The 14846-nt window shown below is 61.0% G+C and carries 15 protein-coding genes; 10 read left to right on the plus strand and 5 right to left on the minus strand.

The features are described from left to right. The first annotated feature begins 115 nt into the window (after positions 1 to 115). The 3 genes from ACK1VC_RS09830 (at position 116) to ACK1VC_RS09840 (ending at position 2654) form a co-directional block, all read left to right on the plus strand. Positions 116 to 841: an oligogalacturonate-specific porin KdgM family protein gene (locus ACK1VC_RS09830; RefSeq protein ID WP_016487994.1), complete on the plus strand. Its 726-nt coding sequence runs from the start codon at positions 116 to 118 to the stop codon at positions 839 to 841. 74 nt (positions 842 to 915) lie between these two features. Further along, a complete protein-coding gene (locus tag ACK1VC_RS09835; RefSeq protein WP_016487995.1) occupies positions 916 to 1734 on the plus strand; it encodes an NAD-dependent epimerase/dehydratase family protein in 819 nt (272 codons plus the stop codon). Between the two features lie 26 nt (positions 1735 to 1760). Then, complete coding sequence (locus ACK1VC_RS09840) at positions 1761 to 2654, plus strand: SMP-30/gluconolactonase/LRE family protein (RefSeq protein ID WP_060517130.1); 894 nt, start codon at positions 1761 to 1763, stop codon at positions 2652 to 2654. Between the two features lie 36 nt (positions 2655 to 2690). Here ACK1VC_RS09840 and ACK1VC_RS09845 read toward each other — a convergent pair whose 3' ends face one another. Continuing rightward, complete coding sequence (locus ACK1VC_RS09845; protein ID WP_191086763.1) at positions 2691 to 3845, minus strand: MFS transporter; 1155 nt, start codon at positions 3843 to 3845, stop codon at positions 2691 to 2693. A gap of 282 nt (positions 3846 to 4127) precedes the next feature. Between ACK1VC_RS09845 and ACK1VC_RS09850 the strand changes: the two genes are divergently transcribed. Beyond that, on the plus strand, positions 4128 to 5345 hold the full coding sequence (locus ACK1VC_RS09850; RefSeq protein WP_191086764.1) for an amidohydrolase family protein: 1218 nt from the start codon (positions 4128 to 4130) through the stop codon (positions 5343 to 5345). A 222-nt stretch (positions 5346 to 5567) separates the two neighbouring features. On the opposite strand, the gene ACK1VC_RS09855 is transcribed toward ACK1VC_RS09850, so the two are convergent. Together ACK1VC_RS09855 and ACK1VC_RS09860 are read right to left on the minus strand one after the other, a co-directional pair. Next, complete coding sequence (locus ACK1VC_RS09855; RefSeq protein ID WP_191086765.1) at positions 5568 to 6446, minus strand: LysR substrate-binding domain-containing protein; 879 nt, start codon at positions 6444 to 6446, stop codon at positions 5568 to 5570. A 129-nt stretch (positions 6447 to 6575) separates the two neighbouring features. Beyond that, positions 6576 to 8762, minus strand: coding sequence for a methyl-accepting chemotaxis protein (locus ACK1VC_RS09860; RefSeq protein WP_411911046.1), 2187 nt, complete (start codon positions 8760 to 8762; stop codon positions 6576 to 6578). A gap of 367 nt (positions 8763 to 9129) precedes the next feature. Here ACK1VC_RS09860 and ACK1VC_RS09865 point away from each other — a divergent pair, with 367 nt between their 5' ends. Both ACK1VC_RS09865 and ACK1VC_RS09870 read left to right on the plus strand, forming a co-directional pair. Further along, positions 9130 to 9825: a 3-oxoacid CoA-transferase subunit A gene (locus tag ACK1VC_RS09865; protein WP_016488002.1), complete on the plus strand. Its 696-nt coding sequence runs from the start codon at positions 9130 to 9132 to the stop codon at positions 9823 to 9825. 8 nt (positions 9826 to 9833) lie between these two features. After that, the gene (locus ACK1VC_RS09870; protein ID WP_003251131.1) at positions 9834 to 10475 is read left to right on the plus strand and encodes a 3-oxoacid CoA-transferase subunit B; all 642 of its coding nucleotides are present in this window, start codon (positions 9834 to 9836) and stop codon (positions 10473 to 10475) included. 175 nt (positions 10476 to 10650) lie between these two features. On the opposite strand, the gene arfB is transcribed toward ACK1VC_RS09870, so the two are convergent. Continuing rightward, positions 10651 to 11064 carry an alternative ribosome rescue aminoacyl-tRNA hydrolase ArfB gene (gene arfB, locus ACK1VC_RS09875; protein ID WP_060517119.1) on the minus strand — a complete coding sequence of 138 codons (414 nt, stop codon included), beginning with the start codon at positions 11062 to 11064 and terminating at the stop codon, positions 10651 to 10653. A gap of 405 nt (positions 11065 to 11469) precedes the next feature. Here arfB and ACK1VC_RS09880 point away from each other — a divergent pair, with 405 nt between their 5' ends. Then, positions 11470 to 11712 (plus strand): hypothetical protein, encoded by a 243-nt coding sequence (locus ACK1VC_RS09880; protein WP_060517118.1) that lies wholly within the window; start codon positions 11470 to 11472, stop codon positions 11710 to 11712. 21 nt (positions 11713 to 11733) lie between these two features. Continuing rightward, positions 11734 to 12003, plus strand: coding sequence for a DUF3077 domain-containing protein (locus ACK1VC_RS09885; RefSeq protein WP_145913974.1), 270 nt, complete (start codon positions 11734 to 11736; stop codon positions 12001 to 12003). Between the two features lie 99 nt (positions 12004 to 12102). On the opposite strand, the gene ACK1VC_RS09890 is transcribed toward ACK1VC_RS09885, so the two are convergent. Next, positions 12103 to 13023: a LysR substrate-binding domain-containing protein gene (locus tag ACK1VC_RS09890; RefSeq protein WP_096426450.1), complete on the minus strand. Its 921-nt coding sequence runs from the start codon at positions 13021 to 13023 to the stop codon at positions 12103 to 12105. A gap of 126 nt (positions 13024 to 13149) precedes the next feature. Here ACK1VC_RS09890 and ACK1VC_RS09895 point away from each other — a divergent pair, with 126 nt between their 5' ends. Beyond that, complete coding sequence (locus tag ACK1VC_RS09895; RefSeq protein WP_224372344.1) at positions 13150 to 14043, plus strand: sugar phosphate isomerase/epimerase family protein; 894 nt, start codon at positions 13150 to 13152, stop codon at positions 14041 to 14043. Next, a complete protein-coding gene (locus ACK1VC_RS09900) occupies positions 14040 to 14819 on the plus strand; it encodes an SDR family NAD(P)-dependent oxidoreductase (protein ID WP_191086766.1) in 780 nt (259 codons plus the stop codon). The genes ACK1VC_RS09895 and ACK1VC_RS09900 overlap by 4 nt, the downstream gene beginning before the upstream one ends. Positions 14820 to 14846: the final 27 nt, after the last annotated feature.

Genomic DNA, 14846 nt, shown 5'->3' on the forward strand with positions numbered 1-14846 from the left:
TAGACAGCCCCCTGGTCGTACGATAACTTATTTGAAAAATCACGGAGCGCCCCACCCACCTCATCCCGATCACACGCCTCATCACGTCCTCAACAAAAACAAAAAAAGAGATCGCATGAACAACACACTTCGCCGCCTTATCGCCGCCAGTACCCTCGGCTTGTCGTTCTACGCCTGCGCGGACTCCGCCAGCATCAACTACCGGCATGGGTACACCGAAGACGACAGCATTCACTCCGACCGGATAAAGCTGAGCTACCGCAAGGACAGCGGCCTGGGGTTTGCCGCAGAAATCAAATACAAAACTGCCGGCGACCGCGAAGACGTCGCCTACGACAACATGGTCAACAACGGTCATGAGTTCACCGTGGACTACAACTACAAGATGAGCCCCCGGTCGACCTGGACCCCCGCCTTCCAGATGGACAGCTCCAAGGACGCAACCACCTACAAGTTCGGCTTGAAGTACAACTACAAGCTCAGCGACACCTGGTACGTCGCCACCCGCGTACGCCACGACGCACGCAGCCTCGACCGGGATCAGGTCGACCACAGCAAAGCGGACCGCGCCAAGGACAACCAGAACACCACCCGCCTTGAAGGCTGGCTCGGCTACACCCCCAGCGGCCCGTGGGCATTCGAATACCAGTACATCCACTTCACCACCGACTACATCCGCTACGACAACAAGAAGCGCGACTACGAGCAGAACCTGATCATCAAGTACAAGCTCAACAAACAGTGGGCGCCATTCATGGAAGTGGGTGACATCAAGGTCAACAGCTACACGGACGATCGCCAGGCCCGTTGGCGCCTGGGTATCCAGTACAACTTCCTGTAAGGGCAACCGCCCGACCATGCCGGTGTCGTTGCACCACGGCACCCTCATGCAGTTTCAGCAAAAGGCATCCGACAATGACCACGACCAACCGCAAACCCTTCAACCGCCTGCTGCTCACCGGCGCCGCCGGCGGGCTCGGGCAAGTGCTTCGCCAAGCACTGCAAGCACACGCCAACATCGTGCGCGTATCAGACATCAGCCCCATGGCAGCGGCTGCGGGCGAGCATGAGCAAGTCATCAACTGCGACCTGGCCGACAAGGCCGGGGTATTGGCCCTGGCCGAGGATGTGGACGCCATCGTGCACCTGGGCGGCATCTCCACCGAGCGTGCCTTCGAAGAGATTCTGCAAGCCAACATCGTCGGCACCTTCCACATCTATGAGGCCGCCCGAAAGCACGGCATCAAGCGCGTGGTGTTCGCCAGCTCGAACCATGTCACCGGCTTTTACCCTCAAGGCGAACAGGTAGATGCGCATTCGCCGCGCCGACCAGACTGCTACTACGGGCTGTCGAAGGCCTACGGCGAAGACCTGGCCACGTTCTACTTCCACCGCTACGGCATCGAAACCGTCAGCCTGCGCATCGGCTCTTCATTCCCCGAACCACGCAATGTGCGCATGCTGTCCACCTGGCTGAGCTACGGCGACCTGGCGCATCTGGTAGATCGCGCATTGCTCGCCGAAAACGTCGGCCATACCGTGGTGTACGGTGTCTCAGCCAACCGCGACCTCTGGTGGAGCAACCGCCACGCCGCACACCTGGACTTCAATCCGAAGGACAGTGCCGAGCGCTTCCGCCCGGCCCTGGAGCAGCAGCCAAAGCCCGCTACAGATGACCCGACGGCCCACCTGCAAGGTGGCGCCTTCACCGCTGCCGGCCCTTTTGACGACTAAACCCTGATGGAGCGCGTAATTCTTCCATGACAGCCGAACTGATTACCGATGCACGCAATGCCACAGGCGAAAGCCCGGTCTGGCACCCGCAGGAAAATGCCTTGTACTGGGTAGATATACCGGCAGGCCGCCTGCACCGCTGGCAACCAGACGGCCAGACACATCACTGGGCCGCAGACGAAATGCTCGGCTGCATCGTCCGTAGCCAGCAAGGCCACTGGCTTGGGGCCATGGAGAGCGGGATCTTTCACCTCACCCCCCAGGCTGACGGTCGCCTGGTTGCCGACAAGCGCACCAGCGTCGAACACGCGAGGCCCGGCATGCGTTTCAATGACGGACGTTGTGACCGCCAGGGGCGCTTTTGGGCCGGTACGATGCAAACAAACATGGGCGCCGAGCCGGTGGGTGCGCTTTACCGATATGACGCGACGGCGGACGCAACGGTAAAGCCAATGCAAGCACGACTGGACAAGCTGATCGTGCCCAACGGCATGGCGTTCAGCCCGGACGGCAAAACACTGTATGTCTCCGACTCGCACCCCAGCGTTCAGCTGATCTGGGCCTTCGACTACGACATCGACAGCGGCACACCGCACAACCGCCGAATATTCGTCGACATGAACCAGCACCCCGGCCGACCGGACGGGGCTGCGGTAGATGCCGAGGGTTGCTACTGGATTTGCGCGATCGATGCCGGTCAGGTACTGCGCTTTACCCCCGAAGGGAAGCTGGATCGCGCCCTGCCGCTACCGGTAAAGAAACCGACCATGTGCGCATTCGGCGGCCCGCAGCTGGATACGCTGTTCGTGACGTCGATTCGCCCACAAGGCATCGACCTGAGCGACCAGCCCCTGGCCGGCGGCGTGTTCGCGCTCAACCCCGGCGTAAAGGGCTTGCCGGAGCCGATTGCCGGGGGCTGAAGCCTGGGCCGGTATTGGCTGCCACCAGGGGTATGCTCAATAAGCAGCCTTGCTGGGCATCCCCCTGCGACCTGCCCCAAGGCAAGTGACTGCAAAGGCAATCACCAACGCCCCGGTACCCAACAGGAAAATCAGCTGCTGGTTGGAGCCCTCCACCAGCATGGCGATCAGCGCCGGCGTCACCGCTGCCGCCCCCATCAACGTGATGCTGACCAGCGGTGTGAGCTTGCCAGTCGGGTCGTTGGTGGTAATCAGCGCCATGTAGTACGACAACGACAGCACCCAACCAAAGTTGATCAGCAACAACGCAACGAACAGCTGCATTGGCGTGCGGGTATGCCCCGTAAGCATGGCGATGGAAATGAACACCGCCACCAGCCCTACGGCGATCATCAATTGGCGATTGACCCGCGCCCCCAGCAGGCTAGGCAGCCCCGCCCCGGGCAAACCACCCAGGGCCGACAGGCCGAATGCCCAGCCGATACCGACGCCGCTGATGCCCTGGTCTCGCGCCAACTGGTCGATGAAGCCCCATACGCAGTAGATGGCGATCTGCATGAACAGCATGCCCAGCAACGCAGTGCGCCCCGTGCGCGCCGAACCACCCTGGGCAGGTGAGGCTTCGCCGCTGGCCAGCAACGCCGCCGGGCGACGCGGTAGCACCAGGCTGGCGCCGCAGATGAGCAAGTACCACAGGCCGAACGCGCACAAGGCGGTCACCGTGCCACTTTGCGCGGCCAGCAGCGGCAACGCTGCGGAAAACAACGAGTACTCGGGAGTTTGCAGCAACAGCATCAACCCGAACGAACGGTCCTGGTTGGGCAAGCGGCCCAGCGTGGACACCGCATAGGCATACACCAGCCCCGCACAGGTGCCGGCCGCCAGGCGCACGATCAGCAGCACGGTGTTGGTGGTGGCAAAGGCGGTCGCGATGCTCAATGCCACGCACAGCGCGCCAACGAACAGGCACAGGCTGCGCCCGCCATGGCGCTTCATCAGCACCGGGCACAGCAAGGTGCCCAGGGTCATGCCGATCATCTCGACCGACACCACCCAGCCCTGCTGATCGAGCGACAGGCTCAGCTGCTCTGTGACCAAACCCATGAAGATGGGTTGTACGCCACAGACGATGAAGGAAGTACAGGCGATGAAAATCAGCGCGGCACGCAGCAGCTTGGAATCTTGCGTCATGGGGACCCCGACACGGCATTTGTTTTTATTGTGTGTGGCGACCTGCCCGAAGGGCGCCGTAGCTGGCGGCGAGGCGGGTCTCGGTGGCAATCGTGGGCCGACATTGCGGGCTTTGAAAGTTAATTATCGGCATCCACGTCAGTGGGCTTTTTAATACAGGTCAGCATCCCCTGCCTGCATCCAGAAATGCACTGCACCCGATCCTGATAATTAATTGGAGACAGGCCCGCATCCCCCCCTACCGTGGTACGTCACCCAAGCCTCCGTAAAAAAGGCCCGATCATGAACGACCGTGAGTTCATCAACGCTATCGATGCCGATGGCAAGCCCCTGCACATTGCCGTAACCAACGGCCGCATCACCCACATCGGCCCGCAACGCGCCAGCACCCCAGCCCGTGAAACCATCGACCTCGAAGGCCTGCTGGTGCTGCCAGGCTTTGTCGATGGCCACATTCACCTGGACAAGAGCTTTGTCGGCGACCGCTGGCGACCGCACCAACCGGTCGCCAGCCTGCGCGAGCGCCTGGCCGTGGAAAAACGCGAACTGGCCAGTGCCCCACCCATCGTCGAGCGCGCCGATGCGCTGATGTGCCAAGCTGCCTCGTTCGGCACCCTGGCGATGCGCTGCCACGTGGACGTAGACGCCACCACCGGCCTGACCAACCTGCACGCCATGCTCCAAGCCCGGGACAAGTGGAAAGACCTGCTCGACATCGAGCTGGTGGCCTTCCCTCAGGCCGGTGTGGTGACCTGCCCCGGTACGGCTGAAGTGATGGAAGCGGCCATCCGCGAAGGCGTGCAGGTGGTCGGCGGCATCGACCCCACCACACTGGATGGCGACGCCGACGCCCAACTGGACATCGTGTTCGGTATCGCCGAGCGCCATGGCGTGAAGGTTGATATCCACCTGCACGAACCCGGCGACATCTGCATCGCTCAGCTCCAACGCATCGCTGCGCGCACCCAGGCACTGGGCATGCAAGGCCTGGTGGCGGTCAGCCACGCCTATGGCCTGGGCGACGTATCCGATGCTGTTGTCGACCGCACGGCCGAAGTGCTGGCCGGCGCAGGCATCTCCATCATGACCAACGCCCCCGGCGAACATGCGTTTCCACCCGTACTGCGCCTGCGTGACGGCGGCGTGCGGGTATTTACCGGCAACGACAACATCCAGGACGCCTGGTGGCCCTACGGCAATGGCGACATGCTGCAAAGGGCCATGCTGGTCAGCTACCGCTCGGGCTTCAATACCGATGAGGAGCTGCGGGTTGCGCTGGAAATGGCGACCGAAGCCAGTGCCGGGGTGATGGGCAAGCAGGACTATGGGTTGAAGGTTGGTAACGAGGCCAGCTTCGTTCTGTTCAGGGCACCGAATGCTGCTGCGGCGGTGGCAGCGGCCATTCATGAACGGGTGATCGTGCGCCACGGCGCGTTCTGGGGCGGGCCTGCGCAGTTGCAGTTGAAGGCTGCGCAGTTCGCCACGGAAATCCACCGTTAAAACCCCTGGCAGAGCACAGATTTTAAGCCCTGCGCGCCCCCTTGTGGGAGCGGGCAAGCCCGCGAAGCAGGCGGCGCGGTGGATGGCACGGGCTTCGCCCGTGTTCGCGGGCATGCCCGCTTCCACAGTGCTCGCGAAAGCTTTCAGATTTGAGCAAGACAGTTGCTCCCACAAAGTACGCGACTCGGTTTCAGACTTTGCACTCTGAGCGAAGGCGCATTCTTACTGCGCCTCAGCCCGCAAGATCCCGATCAGGATTTCGGCCAGCGCCACGACCATAGGGTCTGCGGTAGGCCGATGAAAAATCGCCGCCTCGAACACCTTGATAGGCTTGAACCCCTGCTCCGCCCCGAGCACTCGATGCCCACCCGTCACTACCCGCGACGGCAATAGGCTAACCCCTAACCCGTTAGCCACCGCCTCCTGAATCCCCGCCAGGCTCGAACTGGTAAAAGCGATCCGCCAACTGCGCCCCATTGCCTCGACGGCACCGATCATGTCATCCCGGTACAACCCGCGTGGCGGAAAGGTCACCAGCGGAATCGGGTCCTGGGCAAAACACGGGTACTGCGCACTGTCGATCCATTCGATGCGCTCCGGCTGGCACGCATTGGCCTCACGGCTGTGGCGCCGCTGCTTGATCAGCACCAGGTCCAGCTCGCCACGGTCATAGGTGCTCATCAAGTCCCGGCTAAGCCCTCCGGTAATTTCCAGTTTTACCGTCGGGTTGCGGCGGTTGAACGCCGCCAGCGCCTGCATCGTCTTGCCCGCGACAAAATCGTCCGGCAGGCCGATGCGCACGGTCACCGTCACCCCGCCCGACATGGCTTCGGTCAACTGGCTGCTCACCGCCAGTAGGTGCCGCGCATACCCCAGCAGGGTTTCCCCCGCATCGGTCGGGTGCACCTCGCGGTTGCTGCGGTCGAGCAGCTGCTGGCCGACCATTTCCTCCAGCCGGCGCACCTTCTGGCTGACCGTGGACTGGGTGGAGTGCAGGCGCGCGGCAGCGGTGGTGAAACTGCCGCAGTCGGCCACCATAACCACGGTGCGGAGCATGTCCAGGTCATAGATGGCGCGGTTGGGTTTGATGGAGTCTGGCATTTGACGGGTTCAGCTTTCTGGATGGGGCTGGGTACATGATGCCTGAAGCTGGAGTGCATGATGCATTGCCCGAGGGCACGGCATGCCTTGTACGCATGCACGAACCGTTTCGCGTACCCGATCTTGTGCTCAAGCTGCAGCGGCCCCCTTCCCCTCGCCACTGACCTCGAACTGCCCCACCAGTTTCTGCAGCTTGCCAGCATCCACCCGCACCTTCTGCGCGCTGCTCTGCAGCACCACCGCGGTCTGCTGCATCTCGCTGGAGGACTGGTTGACCTGCTCGATGGTCTTGCCATATTCCACGCTTCGCCGGTTGAGCTGCTGGATGATGGCGAACATGCTTTCCACGGCCTGGTGCAGTTGGACGTTCTCGGACGAAGCGTCTTCGGCAAGGCGCAGGCTGTTGTCCACGTCCTGTACGCCCTGCTCCATGAAACTGACGGCCTGGCGGGTTTCGCCCTGTAGGCTCTCGACCATGTGGCGAATGTCTTCGGCCGCGCGCGCGGTTCGCGCGGCCAGGCTGCGCACCTCGTCGGCCACCACCGCAAAACCACGACCATGCTCGCCGGCGCGCGCCGCCTCGATGGCGGCATTGAGCGCCAGCAGGTTGGTCTGGTTGGTGATGTCGCTGATCAGCCCGGTGATGTTGTCGATCTCGACCATGCGGCTGTCAAGCCGCTGCACGCTGGATGACGAGCGCGCCACCACATCGCGAATGGACTGGGTGCCTGCCTGCACCGCCAGAAACTGCTCGCGGGCACGGCTGACCACCTCGTCCATGGCCTGCTTCATCTGTTCGGCGCTGACCGACGCCTGCTGCAGTTCGCCAAGCTGCTCCTCCATGATGATCATCATCTGATGCACCGCATCAGCCACATCGGAGGAGCTCACGCTGGCCGCCTGGCTGCGCCCGAGCATCATCTGGTTGGTACTGCCGACCGTGCGGCTGGCCTTGACCACCTGGCCCACCACCGCGTCCAGGCGGTCGATGAAACTGTTGATCCAGCGCGCCATGTCGCCGCTCTCGTCATTGCCCAGGGTGCTGGTGTCCAGGCGCTGACGCAGGTTGCCTTCACCCTCGGCGATGGTACGCAGCACGCCGCTCATGCCGTTAAGCCTGGCAGCCAGGCGCTTGGGCCCAAATACGCCGAACAACAGCGTGGCGCCGAGCATGCTCAGGCCCAGAACAACATCGTTCAGCCCTTGCGCCAGGCCGGCATAGTGCTGCACCAGGTAGTTGCAGCCGAACAACCCGGCCATGGTCGCCACATAGGGTTTCATCAACCCATGACTCAGCGAGCGGCGGCGGTAGACCTCCTCCAGGTCGGCTTCGCACATCATGCCCCAGCGGTCAGGCGAGCCCGGCAACTGGAACGTTACGCCCTTGCCGACCACTGGTACGTGGCGGTAATCCGAGTAACCCGGGTAGGTCACGAACAGGTTGGCACCACGCCTGATGGTTTCCCTCACCCCAGGGTGCAGTTCGCGCGTGGAGGGGTCGGTGAAGCGCAGTTCCAGTTCGGTATGGCGCTGGACCTGTACGGTGGACCAAGGCGTGTGCACTCCACTTTTGAGGTTTTCGCCGTGGGTGAAGGTGCCGTCCTCGAAGCGCGAGCGCGACAGGGCCGTGCCGGGCTGGATCGCCGGGTCGAAGCGCGACTGCGCCATGAACAGGTAGTTGTCGCCCGACTCGGCGAAAATATGCCCGGCCTCGCGCTGGATCAGGTCACCCAGAACATCGTTGGGTACCCGACCGCACAGGCAGCCAAGGACTTTACCGCCAGCCTTCACCGGCTGGTAGAACATCAGCGTCACTTCGTCGTGGAAGCGTGAAGACGACGGGCCGATGCGCAGGGTCAGCGGGTCGCTGTAAGGGCCATGCAGAAAGGGCGCCTTCAGCCCTTGGGCCAGCGCTGCAGTCTGCTCGATACGTGGCGTACCACGTTGTGGCCAGGTCGAGGTGATGATGCTGCCCGCAGCATCGACGACAAACAACTCGGAAAAGTCTTCGGCCTGCGCCAGTTTGTCCCGCAGCAGCGTGCTATCGGGTTGAGCGAACCCTTGCGCGAGTTGTTCTGCAAGTTCAGCCAAATGCTCCCAGTGCTCGTTCGCCCAGTCATGCAACAAACGCATGCGGGTCTGGGCAATGGCTTCGAAGGTTTGTTCGATCTGCGGATAGCTCGCCCGGTTCAGGCGACATGCCCAGCCCATGCTGAGCTTTCCGGTTTTACCGAACCAGGGCAACCAGCCCTTCTCACTCGATGACAACGCCATCGAACCACTGGAAAGCGACATTATCTTCACCATACGCGACATCGGATGGCAATCTGATAGCAATTCGCACGCCAACGGCGGGAGCGGTGATAAATGGGGAATTCAAGTCATTGAATGCACAGCACTTGTGCAAGAAAGGTTATGCCAGGCCCTGCATGCACCAACGAGGCGCAAACCAGATGAAATCAGGCCCTTGTCCGAAATGTGACAAATAGCCACCAGAACTGCTCGCACATCGCACAACAGTTCGATAATCGCACAAATTCCGCTAAACCCCCTCTACTGTTGCCCTATCTTGCGGCACGCTATAGCGAAAGTCAGCAACCCATTTCAAGCGCTGACAGGCCTGATCGCTTCAACGCGCCGGCCAGCCCGACAACCCTACTCCAGGAACAACCAGGAGCTCGCCTTGATCAACAAAACGTACGAGTCCATCGCCAGCGCGGTGGAAGGGATCACCGACGGTTCGACCATCATGGTCGGTGGCTTCGGCACAGCCGGCATGCCGTCCGAGCTGATCGATGGCCTGATCGCAACCGGTGCCCGCGACCTGACCATTATCAGCAACAACGCCGGTAACGGCGAGATCGGCCTGGCCGCCCTGCTCATGGCGGGCAGCGTGCGCAAGGTGGTCTGCTCGTTCCCGCGCCAGTCCGACTCCTACGTGTTCGACGAACTGTACCGGGCCGGCAAGATCGAACTGGAAGTCGTACCACAAGGTAACCTGGCCGAGCGCATCCGCGCAGCAGGTTCGGGCATTGGTGCGTTTTTCTCGCCGACCGGCTACGGCACCCTGCTGGCCGAAGGCAAGGAAACCCGTGAAATCGACGGCCGCATGTACGTGCTGGAAATGCCGCTGCATGCCGACTTTGCGCTGATCAAGGCGCACAAGGGTGACCGTTGGGGCAACCTGACCTACCGCAAGGCCGCCCGTAACTTCGGCCCGATCATGGCCATGGCTGCCAAGACCGCCATCGCCCAGGTCGACCAGGTTGTCGAACTCGGTGAACTGGACCCGGAACACATCATCACCCCGGGTATCTTCGTCCAGCGCGTGGTTGCCGTTTCCGGTGCTGCCGCTTCTTCGATTGCCAACGCTGTCTGAGGCCTGCCATGACCATCACCAAAAAGCTCTCCCGCACCGAGATGGCCCAGCGCGTGGCCGCAGACATCCAGGAAGGCGCGTACGTAAACCTGGGTATCGGCGCCCCCACCCTGGTGGCCAACTACCTGGGCGACAAGGAAGTCTTCCTGCACAGCGAGAACGGCCTGCTGGGCATGGGCCCAAGCCCTGCGCCGGGCGAGGAAGACGATGACCTAATCAACGCCGGCAAGCAGCACGTGACTCTGCTGACCGGTGGTGCCTTCTTCCACCATGCCGACTCGTTCTCGATGATGCGTGGCGGCCACCTGGACATCGCCGTACTGGGCGCCTTCCAGGTGTCGGTCAAGGGCGACCTGGCCAACTGGCACACCGGCGCCGAAGGTTCGATCCCGGCCGTAGGCGGCGCGATGGACCTGGCCACCGGCGCCCGCCAGGTGTTCGTGATGATGGACCACCTGACCAAGACCGGCGAAAGCAAGCTGGTGCCCGAGTGCACCTACCCGCTGACCGGCATTGCGTGCGTCAGCCGCATCTACACCGACCTGGCCGTACTGGAAGTAACGCCTGAAGGGCTGAAAGTGGTCGAGATTTGTGCGGATATCGACTTTGACGAGTTGCAGAAGCTGAGCGGTGTGCCGCTGATCAAGTGATCTTGCGTGTTGGCTTACGCGGACCTTTGTAGGAGCGGCCTTGTGCCGCGAAGGGGCTGCAAAGCAGCCCCAGCAATAGTTGATGTTACGCCAAAACCCGGGGGCCGCTTTGCAGCCGGACTAGCCACGCTGGCATCGCAGAGCCCAGACTTGCCAGCGACGGTCCGACACCGCCCTAGAAATCCACCTTGCCCCGACCCGCCTTGACAGTGCTCCGCCTGGCTTTCCCTTCAAGCCGGCGGGTCTTCGAGCCGAGGGTCGGTTTGGTGGGGCGGCGTTTCTTTTCGGTCTTGCCGGCAGCGATGATCAACTCGCCAAGACGCGCCAGTGCGTCAGCACGGTTCTGCTCCTGGGTGCGATATTGTTGGGCCTTGATGATCAACACACCGTCGCCGGTGATGCGACTGTCACGCAGCGCCAGCAGCCGCTCCTTGTAGAACTCGGGCAACGATGAGGCCGGGATGTCGAAGCGCAGGTGCACGGCGCTGGACACCTTGTTGACATTCTGCCCACCCGCGCCTTGCGCGCGGATGTAGGTCAGTTCGATTTCGGCATCCGGCAGATGCACGTTATTGGAGATGGTCAGCATGGTATGGCCCTTGTCATTGCCGCCATTATCACAGCCTTGGCCGCGCTCCCATAGGACAATGCACGATTCCTAGCTATCCCCACCCAAGATGATGTCTATCTGTGTCGAAAAATCAGAATTTTTCGCTTTCTTGTAGGGCATTTCCCAAAGATACTGTTGCCGCCTATTTTCCGTTGCGGGTGCCCTGTTGGGGCTCTAGTCTGGGCCGGTCGCCGCTCATCAGCGACACGGCTTTGACAGGCCGTAACGGTATATAGGTTCTGCGGCGCCCTCAATGGCGGCTGCGCGTGGGGCACGCTTGCGTGCGCCGGAACTTCCTATATCCGCCGGTCTGTCAACCCACGCACAGCTGCCACCTAACCTGTTTGACAGCGGGATCGGCGCAGCCTATCTGGAGATATAGGAATGTTAAAGATGGTCCCCGACCCACCCCACACCCTCCACTCCCTCGAAGACACCCTCATCCAAGCTGCGGAATATGCCGTCTGCGCGCTAGCCATTTCGCAACAAGCGATGCTGATGCAGCCCAAGTCACCTGCAGCGGTACTGATGATGGCGACGACCCATGAACTTGAGTCCCTGCGCTCGTTACTTGAGTCCGCATTGATTCAGGTACAGGTGCCGAACGAGCTGCGAATGCAGCACTGAGCCGATCCGGGAGATGGACACATGACTACTGACGAATCGACCGAACAAACCACAGTAGGCAAGACCACGTTCTACCAGGGTGAAAACCAGACACACCCACTGTTTCGCATCGAAGCCGGGATTCCCTGCAAAAGCGCTCGGGAGCAATCCTCGGAGCTGATGGGGTACGTGCGGGAGCTGACGATTATCGGGTTGATGGAAGAGAAACCGATGATGATCTGGGCTGCTCATTATCTGAGTGCGCTGGCCAAGGCACTGATGGATGATGCCGAGCTGGGCATGATGCGCTGATTTGCCTGGCCTCCAGCATTGGCTCGAAAAGCGCCTAATGCCCCAACCCAATGCAAAAAAGCCCCAGCATCTCTGCCGGGGCTTTGGCGGGGCTCAGAATCAACTCTGAGATTGTGTTTGTGCGCACCATTGCCTCAGCAGTTCGGCAAAAACGGTGGCCGCCTCTGATAGGGGCCGGTCTGTCGGAGATGTTAATCCGATCGGAGCTCGAAGCAGCGTGCTGCTGAAGGGCAGTCGTTTAACCAGCCCCATGCGCATATCAAGGTCAACCACCCCCCGCTGAACAAACCAGACCCCATCGTAATCCTGCACGTATACCCGCGAGAACGTCTCACTCAGGGATTCCTGTATTTGAAACCCCTCTAGCCCGCCCTTGGAGAGTAGAAAGTTGTCTACGCTGATCCGCACCAAGGTTCCATGCGGCGATACGACGAGCGTGTAGGGGCGCAGATCATCCAGCTCAAGATGCCGATGCTGGGCAAGCGGATGGCCGCTGCGCACCACTAGCACCAGATCTTCTTCGTAGAGTGCCTCGAACACTACACCCACCATGTCCCGTCCGATCAGGCGCCCAACGATCAAATCAAGCTCACGCGTGCGCAGCTTGCCCACCAGGTAATCGTAAATACCGGAAGCGACTTGCACCTGAATGTGCGGGTATCGCTGACGCATCTGCTCTACGACAGGTGCAAGCATGTAACCAGCAGCAGTCGGTAATGCACCAACTTTCAGAACCTGAGGCGCTTGGGGCGCGTCTTTTACGTCCTCCATGGCCAGCCTGAAGCTGGCCATGGCCTGAGAAGCGTGCTTGCTGAACGCTTCCCCCGCTTGCGTCAGTTGTATGCCTTTTCGCCCACGCACCAGCAACTGGGCATCCAGTTCCTGCTCAAGCTCCTTGACGCTCTTGGATACTGCCGACAACGTGATGTGAAGAAGTTTGGAAGCCGTCACAAGGCTGCCAGAGCTGACGACAGCGAGGAACACCTTGAAGTGACGAAGGCTGATGGGGGATGGCTTCATGCAACGACTCCTTTGATCAACCTACAGGTTAATCAACGGTGGCTTTTATATCAATTTAATGAACCAGCAGTTTGATTTAGCATCGAGCCACCCCACCAACTCGGGGTGTGATTAAGGTGCCGATCAATGACACAACAAAAAACGCCGCGCCTAGGCGTCTCTAGCGCTTCGCTACCCTCCCTTTCCCCAGAGCATCTCGTGGAGCACTTGGCGCGAGAAGGCTACCAAGGCGTGGAATGGCGTGTGGCGAGTATCGATGGCCTGGATAGCAGACGCCCATGGGACGCGCGAAGCAATAATCGTTGCACCGTGGCGCCGACTCCCCAGGCAGTCGATCGTATCTACCGGCACTGCCAGTCGCATGGTCTCGAGATCTTCGGGCTTAGTCCTTACCTGGAGGTCGGCGACATTGAAAATGCTCGCCTCCTGATCGACCTTGCAGCTCAAGCGGGTCAAGCACGGCTTCGACTCTGGGCGCCTGGCTACCAGCATCAGCGTTACGCCGTGGGCTACTCCAGAATGCGCCGCTTCCTGGATGACATCGTCCCGCTGGCCGAACAATCGGGCATCCAGCTCGCCCTTGAAGTCCACCAGCGAACCATCTGCTCAAGCCCTTCGCTTGCGATGCGCGTCGCTGAGCACTATCCCACGCACCAGCTAGGCATCATTTACGACCTTGGCAACCTCGCAATCGAGGGCCGAGAGGACGTGCAGTTATCCCTCGACCTGATGGGCGATCACCTCGCTCACGTACAGGTTAAAAATGTCGCGTATGTCCCGCAGGCCCCGGGCGAGGGCTGGAGCTGGGAATGGTGTCCGCCAGATGAGGGGGTGCTGCCACTTCAATCCATGCTGAAAACGCTCCAAAAAAACGGTTTCGACGATTGGATCTCGATTGAGGATTTTGACTCGAGCCATCCGGACGTAACGAAGCTGTCCCGGAACCGGGATCTCGTGCGTCGCTACATGAAAATGACCACCGTCGCTTCCGATACAAGCCTTGAGGTACCGTGCCAATGAATACAACACATGAAACCCGCCGCGTTGCACTCGTCACCGGCGCCGCTGGAGAACTGGGGCGCGCAATCTGCGTTCGCTTGGCCAGAGACGGGTTGCACATTGCCGCAGTTGATATCGACCTGGACACAACTCAGGCCTTTCTCCAGCAGCTTCAACTGGCGCCCGGCCAAAGTGCGGTGGCAGTCCAGGCTGATCTCGGCCTCCCCTCATCGATCAGTGAAATGGTCGAGCAGGTGGGGCAGCGGTTCGGTCGCATCGACGTCGTGGTCAACAACGCTGCGGTCAATCACCGAGGCTCTATCTACGATTTCGACGTGGCGAAATGGGATCACATGATGGCCGTGAACCTGCGCGCTCCAGCCCTGATCTGCCAGCACGTCGCACCTTACTGGCAGCGCCAGGCCAGTGGTCGAGTGATCAACATGGTTTCGCGGTGCTGGGTCGCGGGCGGCCCTCCAGCTTATGTGGCATGCAAGGCTGGTTTGGTAGGCCTGACACGATCGATGGCCAGAGAATTAGCCGCACACAACGTCACGGTGAATGCCATCGCGCCAGGCCTTTTACCCTCCGCATTCACACTGGATGGGCGTGATGCAGAGAGCTTCGAGCGTATGGCGCAGGGATCAATCAGCAATACACCGCTCAAGCGCCTGGCCAAGCCAGAAGACATCGCTGGAACAACTTCATATCTGGCATCTGAGGACGCCGCATTCGTAACTGCCGAAGTCATCCATGTCTGCGGCGGCAGCCAGCTCGCGCCATTTGGCAGTCGCTGAGTTCTCCTGAAAAAGACAATTACAATA

The sequence above is a fragment of the Pseudomonas sp. XP2 genome (assembly GCF_053557975.1).

Coding starts and splice junctions, on each gene's coding strand:
- ACK1VC_RS09830 (WP_016487994.1), top strand. CDS start 116: ATGAACAACACACTTCGCCGCCTTATCGCCGCCAGTACCCTCGGCTTG.
- ACK1VC_RS09835 (WP_016487995.1), top strand. CDS start 916: ATGACCACGACCAACCGCAAACCCTTCAACCGCCTGCTGCTCACCGGC.
- ACK1VC_RS09840 (WP_060517130.1), top strand. CDS start 1,761: ATGACAGCCGAACTGATTACCGATGCACGCAATGCCACAGGCGAAAGC.
- ACK1VC_RS09845 (WP_191086763.1), bottom strand. CDS start 3,845: ATGACGCAAGATTCCAAGCTGCTGCGTGCCGCGCTGATTTTCATCGCC.
- ACK1VC_RS09850 (WP_191086764.1), top strand. CDS start 4,128: ATGAACGACCGTGAGTTCATCAACGCTATCGATGCCGATGGCAAGCCC.
- ACK1VC_RS09855 (WP_191086765.1), bottom strand. CDS start 6,446: ATGCCAGACTCCATCAAACCCAACCGCGCCATCTATGACCTGGACATG.
- ACK1VC_RS09860 (WP_411911046.1), bottom strand. CDS start 8,762: ATGTCGCGTATGGTGAAGATAATGTCGCTTTCCAGTGGTTCGATGGCG.
- ACK1VC_RS09870 (WP_003251131.1), top strand. CDS start 9,834: ATGACCATCACCAAAAAGCTCTCCCGCACCGAGATGGCCCAGCGCGTG.
- arfB (WP_060517119.1), bottom strand. CDS start 11,064: ATGCTGACCATCTCCAATAACGTGCATCTGCCGGATGCCGAAATCGAA.
- ACK1VC_RS09880 (WP_060517118.1), top strand. CDS start 11,470: ATGTTAAAGATGGTCCCCGACCCACCCCACACCCTCCACTCCCTCGAA.
- ACK1VC_RS09885 (WP_145913974.1), top strand. CDS start 11,734: ATGACTACTGACGAATCGACCGAACAAACCACAGTAGGCAAGACCACG.
- ACK1VC_RS09890 (WP_096426450.1), bottom strand. CDS start 13,023: ATGAAGCCATCCCCCATCAGCCTTCGTCACTTCAAGGTGTTCCTCGCT.
- ACK1VC_RS09895 (WP_224372344.1), top strand. CDS start 13,150: ATGACACAACAAAAAACGCCGCGCCTAGGCGTCTCTAGCGCTTCGCTA.
- ACK1VC_RS09900 (WP_191086766.1), top strand. CDS start 14,040: ATGAATACAACACATGAAACCCGCCGCGTTGCACTCGTCACCGGCGCC.